Origin of the sequence: Sphingomonas fucosidasi, from assembly GCF_036663855.1 — a bacterium.
Classification (GTDB): Bacteria; Pseudomonadota; Alphaproteobacteria; order Sphingomonadales; family Sphingomonadaceae; genus Sphingomonas; species Sphingomonas faeni_B.
In genome coordinates, this window is record NZ_JAXOJR010000001.1 from 1 (window position 1) to 15893 (window position 15893).

The 15893-nt window shown below is 60.4% G+C and carries 10 protein-coding genes; 4 read left to right on the top strand and 6 right to left on the bottom strand.

The genetic code is table 11. The annotated features are described in order from the left end of the window. Positions 1-806: 806 nt before the first annotated feature. From U1737_RS00005 to U1737_RS00015, 3 genes are all read right to left on the bottom strand, one after another. A complete protein-coding gene (locus U1737_RS00005) occupies positions 807-1244 on the bottom strand; it encodes a hypothetical protein (RefSeq protein WP_332795123.1) in 438 nt (145 codons plus the stop codon). 92 nt (positions 1245-1336) lie between these two features. Next, positions 1337-2155 carry a hypothetical protein gene (locus U1737_RS00010; protein WP_332795124.1) on the bottom strand — a complete coding sequence of 273 codons (819 nt, stop codon included), beginning with the start codon at positions 2153-2155 and terminating at the stop codon, positions 1337-1339. A gap of 102 nt (positions 2156-2257) precedes the next feature. Beyond that, the gene (locus U1737_RS00015) at positions 2258-3553 is read right to left on the bottom strand and encodes a hypothetical protein (RefSeq protein WP_332795125.1); all 1296 of its coding nucleotides are present in this window, start codon (positions 3551-3553) and stop codon (positions 2258-2260) included. Between the two features lie 542 nt (positions 3554-4095). Here U1737_RS00015 and U1737_RS00020 point away from each other — a divergent pair. Next, the gene (locus U1737_RS00020; protein WP_332795126.1) at positions 4096-5085 is read left to right on the top strand and encodes an amidohydrolase family protein; all 990 of its coding nucleotides are present in this window, start codon (positions 4096-4098) and stop codon (positions 5083-5085) included. A 321-nt stretch (positions 5086-5406) separates the two neighbouring features. Here the strand turns inward: U1737_RS00020 and U1737_RS00025 are convergent, their stop codons facing one another. Further along, positions 5407-6252, bottom strand: a complete 846-nt coding sequence (locus U1737_RS00025) for a hypothetical protein (protein WP_332795127.1) — start codon at positions 6250-6252, stop codon at positions 5407-5409. A gap of 301 nt (positions 6253-6553) precedes the next feature. On the opposite strand from U1737_RS00025, the gene U1737_RS00030 reads away from it, so the two are divergent. The 3 genes from U1737_RS00030 to secF all read left to right on the top strand — a co-directional run bounded on the left by U1737_RS00030 (position 6554) and on the right by secF (position 10931). Further along, entirely contained in the window at positions 6554-7225 is a 672-nt protein-coding gene (locus U1737_RS00030; RefSeq protein ID WP_332795128.1) for a hypothetical protein, read from the top strand. 1118 nt (positions 7226-8343) lie between these two features. After that, a complete protein-coding gene (gene secD, locus U1737_RS00035; protein ID WP_332795129.1) occupies positions 8344-9942 on the top strand; it encodes a protein translocase subunit SecD in 1599 nt (532 codons plus the stop codon). A gap of 14 nt (positions 9943-9956) precedes the next feature. Beyond that, positions 9957-10931: a protein translocase subunit SecF gene (secF, locus tag U1737_RS00040; RefSeq protein WP_332795613.1), complete on the top strand. Its 975-nt coding sequence runs from the start codon at positions 9957-9959 to the stop codon at positions 10929-10931. A gap of 243 nt (positions 10932-11174) precedes the next feature. Here secF and U1737_RS00045 read toward each other — a convergent pair whose 3' ends face one another. Continuing rightward, the gene (locus U1737_RS00045) at positions 11175-11477 is read right to left on the bottom strand and encodes a hypothetical protein (RefSeq protein ID WP_332795130.1); all 303 of its coding nucleotides are present in this window, start codon (positions 11475-11477) and stop codon (positions 11175-11177) included. Between the two features lie 432 nt (positions 11478-11909). Continuing rightward, positions 11910-15683: an SIR2 family protein gene (locus tag U1737_RS00050; protein ID WP_332795131.1), complete on the bottom strand. Its 3774-nt coding sequence runs from the start codon at positions 15681-15683 to the stop codon at positions 11910-11912. Positions 15684-15893: the final 210 nt, after the last annotated feature.

Sequence of the window (15893 nt, forward strand, 5' to 3'; positions counted from 1 at the left end):
GCAGAACTCGAAAAGCAACGGTCGGGTTTAAACCTGACCGTTGCTTCACCCGCGCTCCTGCGCGACAACAACGGTCGGTCTCTGGTCGCAGCTGGATGAAAGGCGGGGGTCACGTCACGGGATGCGTCCCAATTGTTCTGGTGTCTGTGTAATAACCTTCTGATGTCAGCGACGAACGAGGCTTGCCGTTCGACGCGCTGATCGGGATCGCAAGCAAAACCCGTTTGGACCGGTCAGAACGATGCCGGCCGCTGACTTTGGCAAGATTAACAAGTATTCGAAGCTGGGGAGCGCAAACCGGCAACGAATGTCAGTTTGTGGGTCGCCCCGCGCTGGAAGCTGCCTAGCGGAAGCCGACCAAGTCCGGTCCGTTTCTATAAGCACCGTAATCGACGTCATCGAAAGCCATTGGACGACTAGACGGAATGAGCAAGTCGGCTGCAATGTGGGAGGAGAAGTAGCAGCTTACCTGACGGGTTTCTCCTCAAGGACGCCTTCGCATTCTGGCCGGCTTCGTCGAATGCGGAGACGGTCAAACCATCCACGCGTCCGCCGCGGCCAAAGCTGACGAGATTATGGCGGCAAGTTTCCTCGCGCGATTACGGATGGACGGGCCTTGGAAGATAGTCCGCCGCACAGCCATTCCGGCTTCTTGACAATGACCGCGGACGACGAGCTGAAGGTTAGCGTCGGCAGCTGCCGAATGACCCTTACCCTCGCTAGTCACCCCGTCTGTTTTCAGGAGTGGTACGCCGGCCGTACTGATCACCGATGCCGGACTTATGCCGTGACTGCGCTTTTTCCCGTCATTCCTCGGAATTTGTCTCGGGAGCACCGAATGCTTTATCAAGGCCGAGCCGACAGGCGCGGGCGTTGCGTTCGATATGCGCGGCGAAGTAGCGGACATGCGCCATGCGCTGAGGATCGACCGAGAGATCGCCGCTGCCGAGCGCAGTCACTTCGCTGCAGACGCGCTTGAGGTCTCGGGTCAGATCGAGCACCATGAACGCCAGGTTCTCAAGCGTCAGGTATCCCGCAAGTAGGGTCGGCGGATCGTCTTCCTCGCTCAGGTCTTTCGCATCTGCCATGGCTGCGCCGCCCAGCCGGAATTCGGCAAATGGCAGCAGAACGCGCTCTGGCGGCTGGTCTTCTCCCACATCGACTCTCGCAGTCAGCAGATGCAGGCTCGCGCTCGTGCGTGAGACCACGCTGAGCTTTTCCGTGAAGGTGCCGGACACGGTCACCCCACGCACCTCTGGGGGAGACGGAATGGATGGAAGCCGTCGGCCTACGATCGACGGGGCCGTCGCGGTCTTCGGAGCATTCGATCGCCGGGTCACCATCGCGCGCCTCCCGCGACCGCTGTCTGTCTGAAAATGTCGACCGGGAATGCGACCACGTCCTCCCCCTCGTCGAACTCAAGTCTGTGGTCCTCGTCCTGCTCGGACTGTATCGCGGACAGCGGCTCCATGACGAAATGCTCCCACTCGTCCACGACGTGCCCGCGGTGTAGCGCGGAGTGCGGTTCGAACATCGTAGTCGACATGCCCATGGTGAACACGCGTTCCGATATCGCTTCGGACCTGAACTTGGTGTGGAGAAGACCAAGAGCAGAGCTCAATCCACTCCGGGTCTGCGCCAGACTGCTCTCCGCCGACGTCGCTCTTGAAGCGCCCTCGGCCGATATGCGGTAGGCCGCTTCGCGACCGTTCACGGTCTCCTGCTCCACCCAGCCCATGTCGAGCAGAAGCGTCATCAGTCTGGTCATGTTGGCGGCCTTGAGCCCGAGTTTGTCCATCAGCTGCGCGCGCTCGACCCAGCTACCCTTCCTGTGATCCAGCGCATTTAGAATCGGAAGCACGTGCTTACGTCGCAGCAGGTCCTCGGGCAAAGCGAGCTCGGAGACCGCGAGGGACTCGTGGAGGAGATCCGCTAGGACCTCGAGCTTGGAAGCGAGCGATGCGAACCGGTCCGCGTAGAACGCTTCAACTCTGTTCAGCAGTTCGACCCATTCCTTCAGATCGGGATCCCGACGCCGCCGGTCCAAGGCTTTCCAAGTCCATGCGCGAAGCACGTCGCACACCTGTCCCGCGACAGCGTCGCTCTTTGTCTCCAACACCGGAACAAGCAGCTCCCAGGCCTGGGAGGCCGCCATATCGGCTTGTCTTATCGATGCGAATGTCGGTTGCGTTACCATGCGGTTCCCGGCGTTTTCCAGAGATAGACAATTTAGGATCGTTTATTATTCTGTCCAGAGTTAAACTTTCTTGAACGAAATCGGATGCGCCTTGGCGATCTCGTTAACGACCAGCTTTCCCACATCCGCATGGTCGAGCTTGCCGCCCGGTGGCAGCACGTACGCGCTGCCGGACGTCAGGACCTCCTCGGGCACGACCTGCTGCACGACGAAGGTGCTGCCGGCGGACTTGATCGAAAGACGACGGGCCTTCTCGCGATGGGCTTCAATCGTCTTCCTGTCCCCATACGAAGGTACGACCACCAGATCGACGTCGAGTTCGATGTATAGATCGGAAATCTGGGCTTCGCAAAAGTCTCTGCAGATGCCGAATGCGATGAGGACGTCGTCGTTCACGAGCACGGCGACCTGATCGGACGGCGTCAGTTCCTCCACTCCCAAGGTCGTGCTCTCCAACGGCAGCGACTTGTCGTGATAGAACCGGTGCCTGCCCGAACCGGAGAGCACGTGCATCCGGTTGCGGACCTGCCTTCCATCGACCTCGTGCCAGCTTCCGGCAGCAATGATCGCCGGCCTGACCTCCAAGGGAGAGGCCTTCGACTTCGCCAGCAGTGCTCCCGCCAGCTTTGCTCGCCGCTCCTTTGGCATCGTCAGCTCCGGCCACAACGCAAGCACGACCCCAGGCTCGTAGACCGCCGCGATCTGCGCATCGATCGCGCCGTCCTCGTCTAAGCACGGCGCCTCGCTAGCCACGAACTTCTCGAAGCTGCGGTCGGGGATCAGCGTCAGGTCCTGGAAGACCGCGGAGACGACCTTCGCTTCGGCCGTGCGGAACTGCAGCGACAGGTCGCGATGCCAATGCAGTACCACCTCGAAGCCTTCGCTCGTCACCCGCGGCAGCAGACGATGCCGGACCAAACCCCGTCGCCGATAGGTCGTCGTCGAGACCCCGGCGGGATCCTCGGGCGGCTTCGCCAACGGACGAGGGATCACATGCGTCTCGTGTTCTGTGCACAAGAAGTCCGTGTTCACGTCGTCTGGTTTCCCGCGCCTTTCGCGATGCTGGTAGAGGTGCCGATCGAGCGCTCTGACCTGCGCGGCCGCCGCCTCCACCACGTCTCGCTGCAGCCAAGCGAGCGATCCTTCGTCGATAAGCGCTTCGGCCTCTTCCGTAAACTCGCGTAGCAGCCGCTCAGGTATCTCCTTGTACCGGCGCTCGATTGCTGTGGACGCTTCCTTGAAAAGTCGGTCGAGCTCGACCAGCGAAAGGCGGATGGTGTCGAGCGTCGCAGCGGACCTTTCGGCATGCTCTGCGGCAAGCGCCGCCGCTTTCCGTTCCCATTCCTCCCGAGTCATACGACCGTCGTTCTCGCTTCATCTCTGTATTTAGGGCGCTATGATGCGGCCGCTGTAACCGCGAATGCTAGCGGGCTTTTATATCGATGTCCCCGGCAAAGCGTCGTCATGCAGCTCAACATCGTACCATCCGACCCTTCGCGAGAGAGCGAGGCGTTCTGGAGCACGATGTCCCAATGTGCGGTCAATCCACGACTGAAGCCGGCGGTGAGCCGCGTCTCCTATACCTCTGGCCTACTGATCCTTGCAGCCGCCTTCGAACGTCGACTGGTTGCCCAGATCAGTAGAGGAGTCGTAAACTCAGCCGCGCCGATTGCTAGGCGGGCCTGAATGAAACGGACGATTAGCCACATTAACGGATGTCCACTTTAGAGGTGCCCGGGAGGGCCGCGGAGTGTCTGGAATTGGGTCAGGACGACCGACAGGTTCGACGGTAATCCCGTGGGGGATGACTGACCGTTTCTGACGCGCGATGCTAACACGAACCTCGGAAACCTTGCGTTATGGACGTCAGTTATTCGCGGACTAACTGCGAGACACTTATGCGCCTGATTGCGATCGAAGAACACATTCTCCCGCTGAACGTCCGGGAGGCTTGGGCGTCTGCCCCGCCGCCCTACGACCCGGTATCTGCCATCGCGGACGGGGGCGAAACTGGCGATCGCCTAGCCGATCTCGGCGAAGGTCGTTTGGCGCTAATGGACGAGCAGGGCGTGGATATACAGGTGCTCTCCCTCACCACGCCAGGACTTCACAATCTAGAACCCGGGCCGGCCGTAGAGGCGGCCCGCCGCGTCAACGATTTGATTGCGGAGACGTGCGCCCGGCATCCCAGCCGCTTCCAGGGTTTCGCGGCCTTGCCGACCTCTGATCCGGAGACTGCGCCGCGTGAGCTTGAGCGTGCCGTTCGCGATCTCGGTCTGAAAGGTGCACTGCTGTGCGGGCGCACGCGCGACCGACATCTCGACCATCCCGCCCTCAGGCCCATGTTGGCCAAGGCGGCGGAGCTTGGCGTCCCTCTCTTTATTCATCCCCAGACCCCGTCGCCGGCGGTCCGTGAGGTCAGCTACTCCGGGATCAGTGAGCGGGCGGATATCGCTCTCGCCGCCTTCGGCCTAGGTTGGCATTACGAGGCTGGACTAGAATGGGTGCGGCTCGCGGCGGCAGGGATTTTCGACGAGTTTCCCGGCCTTCAGATCATCCTCGGTCACTGGGGCGAGGTGGTACTGTTTTATCTTGAGCGCACCGCGGCCGTCCTGAGCCGCGCCCTTGAGCTCGACCGGACACTCGGCGAGTACGCGCGTCGCAACCTCTACGTGACGGGTAGCGGCATGTGGAGCGAGCCGTACCTGCGTCGTTGCTTGGAGATCGTTGGGCCTGATCGCCTGCTCTTCTCGACCGACTTTCCCTACCAGTATCGTCCAGGCGGCGAACCGCGGCGGTTCATCGACACTGTTGACCTCGACGACGCGTCGCGGCGCGGGCTCGCTGGTGCAAACTGGGAACGACTGACTGGGGCGGCAAGCAACTAGGTCAGACAGCACCCATCCGACGATGCATGACGTCGGCAAGCCAAGCTGAACGAGCGGCGGGTTTAAGGAAGCTGCTAGGACAGGGTGAGCGACCGCATCTGGGTCTACCAGGAAGCCGTGGGGCAAGGCGCGTTCGCCCACTTCTCGCCGTTCGCTGAGCTTCTGCGCTTCCGGATAGCGGTCAGTCATTCCAGGTCCGAATTACCAGCGGCAGCGTCTCGTCGCAGAAAGTTACCAACTTCTGCTCCCCCCAAACCATCGATGTCGAGGGCCTAGCGATCGCCGATCGTTGCGTCGGAAGCGCGCCGTCGCCGCTCTACTCTAGAAGCGGCGAGGTTCGTGCCCGATGGCGTCGCAAGTGCCACGAAAGCCATAATTGCTCATGCCTTGGACCGTGATGCGACCGCTACGCCGATCGATCACAATCTTTGGCTTATTCAAACCGTTCAGGCGATAGCTAGCCCGGATCGTATCCGGGCTTACGGACACGTCGTACAAGTCCCACCATCCCTGATCCCCACGAGAATTGATTGGCGGGATCAGCGATTTGGGCAGTCGTATACGTCCACCACCGGCCCAAGTCTGCACCGTGAGCGAGGCGTCGAAGACCTCTTTTCTGGTTTCGGTGTAGTTGCCAGACTCGTATCGATCACGATCACGGTTCCAATTCCACGTGGTACCGCTGGCGAAACCGGTCTTCGATCCGTCTCCAAAACAAACGAGACCTAGCTCCACGTTTCTTCCATCAACGACCGGGCCAACCGACGGATAGCCGGCTTGTCCGCTACCGGCACCCGTTGGCGCGCGTCCATATGCAGGATCCGGTTCATAGTCAGGGCGCGGCCGTGACGCAGGCTGACGACCGTAGTTGGGGTCAGGACGAAGATTTGCGGGTTTTCGGCAGTCGGGCGCCGTGGTTGGTTGAATGGAATTGTAGCGGCCTTCCATCGTGGCGATGCTGACACACTGGCGCCGGTCGGCGTTCCACCAATAGGTATAGGCGCGATCGTCACCTTGCTCGCCGCGGATGTTAACATAGCCGCGCCGTTGCAGTTCCATCTCGCCCTGACCGGCACGGGCACCAACCATGTCTTCAAGACCGGTAGATTGCGCCTGGGCAACCGCCGGAAGTGCGGATCCTAAGAGAAATATAGCCGTAATCTTCAACAGACCTGCTGGACAACGCATCGCGACTCTCCTGTTCGGGCGGAATCAGCTCTTCATTACCATAGCGAGTTTATAAATTAGGAACGATGGCGTCCATAGCCGTCGACAGCCTTCAGGCTCTGGTCACCACCGGGAATTGGGTAAATCAAGATCGTCCGTCCGGCCAAAGTGGCGCACGGCCGGCGATGGTTTGCAGCACACCCTGCCGCGTCCGTTACATTCTATCTTTACCAACCATTAAGGCCTGACTTTGAAGGAAGCGAGCCGTTGCGATCGAAGTTGGAATCGAACATGATGCAGCATGGATTTCATGAAGTGGCTCAGTTCGCTCGACGAACTCCTCTACGAGGTCATGAGCTGGCTAATCTTCTTCCCGTTGACGCTATGGCGTGCGGTCTTCCAACCCATCGCCGTGATGGAGCAGGTCGAACGAGAAGCGGCACTTCCGGATGATCAGCAATATGCTGCCCTAGTTCGGCCGCCGCTTTTCCTAGCACTGGCGTTGTTGCTAGCGCATACAGTCAGCGCAGCACTTGGGCAGACCGACGAAATCATCGCTAACACCCATGGGCTTGCCGGACTTGTAAACGATAATACGACGGCGCTGGCCTTCCGGGCTGTAATATTTGCGGCATTTCCTCTTTTTCTTGCCGCTCGAATTGTGCGTTGCCGCGGGGCCAAGTTAGACCGCGCCTCCCTGCGACAGCCCTTCTATGTGCAATGTTATCCGGCCGCGGTATTCGCGCTCGGGATAAGCCTCAGCGCCGTCCTGATTGATGATAATAACGATCTGATGCCTAAGATTGGCCACTGGTTGATGGGTCTTAGCACTTTGAACTACTGGCTCGTGGTGACCGGTAGGTTCGCGAAGGTGCTTGGAACTGGCTATCTGCGTGCCACAGGTAACGTGGCTATCGGAATGTTTGAGGGTGCATTATTTCTCGTTGGCGTGGGTTTCCTATTCACGAGATAGTCTTGCACTGTGAGGCGCCTTATCAGGCGACGTGCGAGAGCAGATAGCCCACGCCTGCGTGCAGGCGGCATACGGCTTGCTACCGCAGGCTGCCAACCGAAGGTCGCCAGCCCGCTTTCTTTCCCCTTTCAAGCCGTCGAGGCAATGGATCGTCCGCCAAGCGCTACCGCTCAGCCCGATGAACGAATGGCTGAAGTTGGGCGACGGGGAAGGGCACCTGAATGCCCGGATGTGGGTCTGCCCGGAAGCCGTAGCGCGAGGCGCGTTCAAAGACACAATCTCTGACGTCTAGGGTGACGTTTTGAGCGCCCACTGACTGCGATGGTAAGCGCGAGTTTTCCCGTCTCTCCGTCTTAGACAGGCCATATCCGGAGAGAGGAGCCGGAGAAAGATTTTGCGAAAGGGGGTGCCTGCCTGGGACGGATCTCGGTGCGAGCGCCCTGGCGGCTATACCGCTACAGGTTCGATACCGGCATAGCCCTGATAGCCCTGGCCGTCGTTCAATCGGAACCATCCAACGACACAGTTGCGTCCAACATGAATTCAGACGCTAAACTGGCATCCAGCAATCAAAAGTCTGACACGTTCTTCTTGTTTTCGGCGAGATCCGGCTATAGCTTAAATCTTTCCGGACGGGTGTGCGCCGTAATAACGTCAGCGCACGTACAGGGGTGTCCCGATCTGATCTCGCCGTCCGTCTTCGTAGCTGTTTTGCAAACGCTATTCGCAGCGTTGCTGAGCTTAAGCTCGTTCGGAGATCCTGGCTCGACTCACGGGCGCGGGCAGGGTTTGGCCGTCCGCGAGGCTGCAGCGCGGCCTTTCACGCTCAGTGACCGCGCGATCGCCCTCAACGAAGAAGCCGATCGCCCTGACCCCCGGCAGAGCGGTGGTAACGCATTACCGCCCGCCGAGCTGGCGCGTGCCGCAAATCCAACACCGTCGCGCCTTTCCCCCATTCAGCTCGCTGTACTAGCCTTCGCTGAACGTTCGGTCCGCGCTCACCCCGCTACAGGCCCTCCCACAACCTGAAGATGCCTTGCCGCGCCTGAAGCGCGCGGCCGGATAGTGTGCCTGTGCCGGCGCACTTGTCTCTTCACGACTACGAACGAGGGTCGAAAATGCTCAATTTCTCCCGTCTGAAGGCGGGGGCGGTCCTGTGCGTGTGCCTTATTGGCATCATGCTCGGGATCCCCAGCCTTATTCCAACTGGTCATCTGCCAGCCTGGTATCCGCAATCCCATGTGAATCTCGGGCTTGATCTCAATGGTGGGAGTTATCTACTCCTCGAAGGTGATACCGCTGATTTGGCGAAGACGCGGATCGAGGCGATGCGTGACAGCGTATCGGGCGCAATGCGCAACGGAACGCCGCGTATTGAAATCGGCGACATTTCGACGCGTGGGGGCCAACTCACCTTCGCTGTCAGCAAGCCATCTCAGATTGCCCTCGCTCGCCAGCGTCTGTCGACGATTACCGGCTTTGCGGTTGGAATAACCGGTCAAAGTCAGTGGGACGTCAATGTGCTCGGCACAAACCGCTTCTCGCTCAAGCCGACCGAGGCCGGACTAACCCAGGCCATCGACACGGCCATGAAGGATGCGACCGAAGTCGTTCGTCGCCGCATCGATGAATTAGGGACCAAGGAACCGACGATCGTCCGCCAAGGCGCGACACGAATTGTCGTTCAGGTTCCGGGTTTGGAGGACCCACCGGCGCTAAAGAAGCTTGTCGGGACAACTGCCAAGCTTGAGTTCAAGCTGGTCGACCAAACTGCGAACCCCGCTGATCTCGCTAAGGGCATCGCCCCGGTTGGTAGCCAGGTTCTGCCATATCCCGACAATCCGCAAGGTGTGCCCTTTGTAGCGTTGAAGCGCCCGGTGGTGATCTCAGGCGAGCAGGTTGCGGATGCGAGACAGGAGTTCGATCCACAGACCAATGCCCCCAACATTGCGATCACGTTCGACGCGGAGGGAGGCCGGCGATTTGCGAAGGTGACATCCGAAAACGTCAACAAGCCGTTCGCGATCATCCTCGATAACAAGGTAATCTCGGTTGCCAACATCAACGAGCCGATTCTTGGTGGCCGGGCATCGATCGCGGGCAACTACACGGTTCAGACTGCAAACGACCTCGCGATCGCGCTGCGATCTGGCAAACTTGCAGTGAACTTGAAGATCGTCGCTGAAAGCACTGTTAGTCCCGACCTTGGACATGACTCGGTCCGTGCAGGCGTAATCGCAAGCGTTGTTGCGGCGGTTGCCGTAATCCTGTTTATGCTCGCTACGTACGGTCGGTTTGGTTTGTATGCGAACATTGCCGTAGTCATCAACGTCTTCGTTATCCTGGCGGTAATGGCATTTCTAAGAGCGACGCTGACCTTGCCCGGCATCGCTGGCTTTGTGCTGACGATCGGCACTGCGGTTGATGCAAACGTGCTGATCAACGAACGCATTCGTGAAGAGCGGCGACGCGGGCGTAGCGTAATCCAGTCGGTCGAGCTGGGCTACAAGGAGGCAAGCCGGACCATCTTCGAGGCGAACGTGACGCATGCCATTACCGGCGTGATCATGCTGCTACTCGGCTCGGGTCCGGTGAAGGGCTTCGCGGTCGTGCTGCTGATCGGCATCTGCTCGTCGGTGTTCACTGCCGTCACGTTCACGCGGATGATGGTCGCGCTGTGGCTGCGGAAGAACCGCCCCACCACAATCAATATCTGAGGCGGGAGAATATCATGCGCCTACTGAAACTTGTACCTGACAACACCAACCTGAAGTTCGTCTCGCTCCGTAAATGGGCGTTCGGATTAACGCTCATGCTGTCGCTTATCGCTGTCGGCCTCGTCACCTTTCGGGGCCTTAACATGGGCGTCGATTTCGTCGGGGGCGTCCTGATGGAGCAGAACTTCAAGACTGCACCATCGATCGAGGCCGTCCGTTCCGAAGTCGACAGCCTTGGGGTTGGCGAAGCATCGATCCAGTCGTTCAGTGATCCCAAAACGCTTTCGATCCGTCTGCCGCTACCGAATAGCGGCGAGGAGGAAGCGACAAACCGGCTCGTAAAGAAGGTGTCAGACGATCTGGCGATCAAATTTCCTGGTGCGACATTCTCCAAATATGACACGATTACAGGCAAGGTTTCCGATGAGTTGATTACCCGAGGTGTTCTGGCCGTTGGTCTTGCGATCCTAGGCATCGCGCTGTTCACGGTGGTGCGGTTCGAGTGGCAATTCGGTGTCTCGACCGTCGTCGCGATCGTCCACGATCTATTGATGACGCTCGGCTTCTTCGCGCTCATGCGGAATGATTTCGAGGTCGACCTCAACATCGTCGCGGCGGTGCTGACGATCATCTCGTACTCGATCAACGACAAGATCGTGATCGACGATCGTATCCGAGAAAACATGCGCCGCTATCGGAAGATGGACATGCGCGATATCATCGACCTGTCCGTGAACGAAACTCTACCTCGTACCGTAATGACCTCTGTGACCATACTGCTTGCCCTGTTCGCGATGCTGATTTTGGGCGGCCATGTGCTGCGCGGCTTCACCGCCGCGATGATCTTGGGGATCGTCGTGGGAACGTATTCGTCCATCTACGTGTCGTCATCGCTGCTGATCACGCTGGGGCTGCGGGCCGATCCCGTACCACGCAAGGGTGGCGTGCAGGATGGCGCCGAGCGGGTTGGTCCAAAGGTCGAGCACTAAATCGACTGGTTGCATCAATAATCTAGGCAATGTGAAGCCCGAGAATCCTTCGGACTTGTCCGATAGAGGATTCTCGGGCCGGTGCGGCCCACAAGACGGCTCCGATAGGCGATCTGTGTTCCAGCCGCGCAGATCGCCTTTCCCATATTACCATCCTGATGGGAAAGGCTGGTTGGCCGGAACCGCCCAAACTTAGTCATTCCCGAGCTATCCCCGTGCCCCCGGAAGACGACGTTACGGCTCTTATGATTTTGTAGCGGGCGGATTTGCCGCAATGCACTCAGTTGAGAGCGACTGTAGCTCGGCGGCCGGAGGTTGAGCCTTCAACTCATCGACGGACTTTGTGGCAAGTAATCGATCCGTGACGCACGCGCAGATCGGGGTCACATCAATCTGGGCTGCTGCCGCGTTCTTTGCCGAGGCCCGGCACTGTTCAATTGAGCGGCTGCGAAAGGAACTCCGGAACGCCATGTCGTAGGCGGCTAGGTACTCCTTGCTGGGCCCGCTTTGATCAGCCGATGCCGAGATAAGGATGAGAACGATCATGAACATCCTCCCTTTTATCACGAGATCGAATGTCGGCTATCGCAATCGCGCTGCAAAAAGCAGCCTGTCCGCTTTCCTTCCCCATCACGACATTCGCGAGCGGATAGCCGGGCTCAAAATAGGTCATTCGCAAAGATGAACCAGCGTCCAAAGTTGGTAAGCGGGGGAAGGAGCGTGAGCGTCCGCTTCTGGGTCCGGCCTGCCCAACAGCTTCCGATCAACTCAAGTCATTCCCTGACGCGCGCGCAAATCGCCGCTGCTGCCAGAATCGACCAATCCCGCTTCATAGAGCGACCCGGCTGCTGTGCGCCCTCAAGATGGCCGTTCAGTGTTCAGCGCGATAGCTAGAAATGCCAGTCCGGATCGAGCGGCATGGCGATAGCTCATCCCGCCCGGTTGACGGCTACCCGCGTCGCTATGGCGCGCAGGCAGCTATATGCGGGCGAGACGTCGACGCAGATCGGAAAGGCGCGGATCATTCTTTAAAGCAGGGAACTCCGACAACCGCTCGATCACCTGTCCCGTTCCCCAAGGCCACAATGCCGTGTCCTCCGGAAGAATCGCGAAGAACAGCGCGAGATGCTCCTCGGGGAATTTGCAGATTTGATCGTCCTTGGTCCGGCGAACGTACGGCATCGCATTGATCGGCTCCGCCGTGGTTTCCAGCACGGACAGGACCGCTGCGGTCGTCTCGGGCATGCGATCGCCCGCGCGCAACGCGATCTCTGCGAGCGCGGTCGAAGCCGCGGGGCTCCTGACTGCGAGCTGGCGCGGCCATACCCAGTGCAGGAACTCGACCGTCTGAGTGGCGCTACCCTCATCTTCCTCGGCCCAAGCGGCGATGAGGCGGAGGATCCCCAGTCGATTGGGCTCGCTGGTCGTTATCAGCGTCTCGCGCAGATCGTCCGAGGCCAGCAAGCGATTGCCCTCTGCATCCTTGCGGAACCAGCTCGCAAGAATGAGCGACTGCAGATTGTCGTGCCGACGCGCGGTAGATTGCTGGTCAGCGAACAGCGCCAGCATGACCGGTTTGATGCGTAGCAAGAGTTCATTGGGCGGGAAGTTAGACTGCCGCAAAAAGCCGGCGATCGCCGCATCGCCCGCATCGGTCGCGGTCCCCTGTTCGATAAGAGGGACGAGATGCTTCACCGTCCAATCGGGCTCGTGCAGGTAAAACCAGTTGGTCCGCATCGCCAACTGCGCGGCGGCATGGGCCTGGGGTTCGGGCGGCAGCGCGAGCAGCTTCTGCGCGCGCTGCCGCAACGATTCCGTGAGACCCTCGGTCCCTTCCTCCCAACCCAGTTCGTCGAACAGTTGGTCGGCCAGGCGCCCGGCAGGAGCGTTAATCGCTTCGCTGATCCAGTCATGCCGTCCCTGAACGACGATCGCGGAGTTGGCGGCTGCGGGATGGTTGGCAATGGCGCCAGCGAAAAGCGTCCACGTCGCTAGGTAGAGGTCGCGATCTGCGCTCCAGACCGGCTTGGCATGACCGGTAAACCACTGCACCGCGGCACGCAGGTTCGCGACCAGCACGGGCTCAGGCAGCGCGCCGATACACCGGGCGAGATAGCAGCGGAAGCGAGGGGAGTCATTGCCTCTGGCTTCGGACCAGAGGAAGTCATTCCAAGCCCAGACCCATTCTTCGCCCTTCGCTGCGGCCCGGCGCAGGGCGGCGAGCGCCTTCACCGGCCGCGTCTCGACCAGCCCGCGGAACGGACGCGATTCCATCAGGAAGTCGCGGCCGCGGCCTGAGGCGGCCTGTGCGTCGGGAAGCAGCGCGTCCAGCGATGTTCCGAGCAGCGCCGAATGGCTTTTGTCCGTTCCGACCCAGCCACCACGCGATGGACTTCGGTCGAGCTGCTCGGCGGCGATCTGCGCATCCCAGTCCGGATTCCGATTCTTGAGCCGGGCAATTTCCGCGTCCAGATCGAAGCTGGGGACCAGCTCGCTGCGCTTCATCCAGAACAGCCGCCGCATAATGCCATCGACACGATAGGGCTCGAATTGCTTGGGATCGACGCCCTCCCAGGGTTGGGGTCCGGCAAGGATCATCGCTTCGATGCGCTGCTTTGCCTCTTCCGGGAGCTCCACCCATCGCGCACCGATTGCCGTCAGCAAATCGCGTTCCAGCCGGGACTCCCAGGCGTCTTCATCGAGCGACAGAACGATGGCTGCCGCCGCCTCGGGGCTGGTGAGACCGGGCGTGCTCGCCGCCCACAGACGCAGATTGCGAAACGGGACACCTAACTCGCCCCGCAAGGTCGCGGCCTCCGCCACGGCAAGGTCCGGGCTGATCCGATGGAGACGCTGAACCAGATTCTTCAGATGTGCCATCAACGAAGAGATATCGGGCGAACTCGCCGTAAATTCGTTGGGACCACGTTCGAACGGATTGAGAGGGTCGAGATGGGTCAGCGCAAAGCCGCCGACCGTTTCCTCGAGCCGCGTCGCAAGCACAAGGTTGCGGCGCGTTCCGTCGATATAGTCGAGGAGATGTTCGTCGGGCACTTCAAGATCGGAACTCTGACCCTCATAGCTGACATCGGCATCGACAAGGTGAAGCTCGTCGGTGCGCCCCGAGATCGGCGCGGTCATCGGGCGCCGAACCGTCAGGCGGGGCCGTTCAACGTCGACCAACTGGATCACGCTGAGGCGCGACCAGCCCTGGACTCCAATCAACTGCTCGAGTTCGTAGCGGTCCCTAGCGTCTTCGCCCGGCTCGTCGAGCGCTGCGAAGATGAGGCGCCAGGCCGCACGGATGTCGGGTGCGACGCCGTCCTTATTCAGCGACTGGCGCACCGGAAACCTGATATCCGAATGCAACGCGTTCTGGCCCGACGCCCACCAGATCGCGATCGGATCCGCAGCAACCTTGCCGATCCACCCTGCGAGCCGTGAAAGCCTAACGGGCAGGGGCGCGGCCGTGACGGCGCCTGGACCACGCAGGGAGCGCCGGAGCTGGTTTCGCCCGCCGGGATGCTCGCCCGGCGCAGCCTCGAACGCTGACCAGCTCTCGACCGGAACTGCTGTCTGGCTGTGACGCTGATCTTCCCCTTCGCGGCTCGGCGGGGTCTCGCCATCGAGACCATAGCTGACGAAGGGGTCGAAGCGGTCAGGCTTGGGATCACGCCAGCTTTTGGCGCGGCGCCGGTCGAACCGGACATAGGGGTCGAAAGCGCAGAGCCATTCCGCCGGCGGCGCGGGATCATGTTCCGCAAATATCGTCGCGCCAATTGGAGAGCTCACCAGATGCGCGACCTGACCGCGCTCGTATGGATGGAGATCGCGGGGCCCGCGCAATGCCATCCCGGCGATACGCTTGCGCCAGCTATCCGGTTCGCGAGCGCGTTCGGCCCAGGCTGCAAGGGTCTCCCATAGTGTTCCGAAACCATTGAAGGGTATCGCGGTGACGCCCTTGTGGCGCCATAGACCTGTCGCGTAAGACGCCTCGCCCTCCTGAAAGGCGTAGAGCTGACCAGGCGCAATGCTCGGCTGCAACGCCTCGAGCAGATACTGGATAGGCGGATCGTCCGCCGAATAGCCGACGAAGACGATGCGATAGCGGTTCATCAGCGCGCGCATGAATGTGGTGGCCCAGCCATCTGCCAGATAGGCACGCCCGAAATCAGCCGACGACAGGACGAACTCAGGTCCCTCCTGGACGGTATAGTCGTGCGATACCTTGCCGTGGAGATGGATGATCCCGCGTAGCACACCTGCCCGCGCGGGATCAGGAAGTTCGGGCGGGGCAATCGCAGCAAGGGTCGGGTCGACCTGCTCGAAGACGCGGTCGAAGTTGGTGGTGACGAGGCGCACCAACCCATCTGGCCCACGCGACAGGTCAACGAGCGAGGCATGCGGTCCAAGCCCGGCATTGGGCTTGGGCCGTAATGCAGCCGCGACCGCGCGGCGCACATCGGCAACGGGAAATTCCTGCTCCAGCAGTGCGAAGATGCGATCGGCGGGCGGAATGCCCCCGACACCAGGAATCGGAACGATTTTTTCCGAGAGCTCAAGTAATTGGCGGGCAGGCGAATGCCGCGACGAGCCCAGTGACGTGACGACGCGGTCAGCGAGTTCCCGAAAGCTCGGACCGCCCGCCTCGGCTCGCGAGACGCCTGCCCCGCAAAAGAAGATAACCTGGCCTTCGTCCCTCGCGTCGAGCAAATCGTCGGGAAGATCGGGGCCTTCAGCAATAAATCTCATGACATGACCTTTAGCCTTCCCGAGCGCCGATCGCGAATTGCTTTTGGCCTGGCCCTATCTTCAGTCTTCCGTCGAGATAGGTTCCACCGAGTTCAAGGTTACAGCATTGCTTCGAGCTAAGGCTAGGGGCGTCGGCTATTCTAGCTCTCGACGCTAAATGCGGACAGTCCCCCAACCGGCCCAGTTTCGGTTGTTTTTCGATGGCGGCCG

Excerpts from the sequence above, each read along its gene's own strand:
- U1737_RS00010 (WP_332795124.1), bottom strand. The coding sequence starts at position 2,155 with ATGGCGGCCTCCCAGGCCTGGGAGCTGCTTGTTCCGGTGTTGGAGACA.
- U1737_RS00015 (WP_332795125.1), bottom strand. The coding sequence starts at position 3,553 with ATGACTCGGGAGGAATGGGAACGGAAAGCGGCGGCGCTTGCCGCAGAG.
- U1737_RS00020 (WP_332795126.1), top strand. The coding sequence starts at position 4,096 with ATGCGCCTGATTGCGATCGAAGAACACATTCTCCCGCTGAACGTCCGG.
- U1737_RS00030 (WP_332795128.1), top strand. The coding sequence starts at position 6,554 with ATGGATTTCATGAAGTGGCTCAGTTCGCTCGACGAACTCCTCTACGAG.
- secD (WP_332795129.1), top strand. The coding sequence starts at position 8,344 with ATGCTCAATTTCTCCCGTCTGAAGGCGGGGGCGGTCCTGTGCGTGTGC.
- secF (WP_332795613.1), top strand. The coding sequence starts at position 9,957 with ATGCGCCTACTGAAACTTGTACCTGACAACACCAACCTGAAGTTCGTC.
- U1737_RS00045 (WP_332795130.1), bottom strand. The coding sequence starts at position 11,477 with ATGATCGTTCTCATCCTTATCTCGGCATCGGCTGATCAAAGCGGGCCC.
- U1737_RS00050 (WP_332795131.1), bottom strand. The coding sequence starts at position 15,683 with ATGAGATTTATTGCTGAAGGCCCCGATCTTCCCGACGATTTGCTCGAC.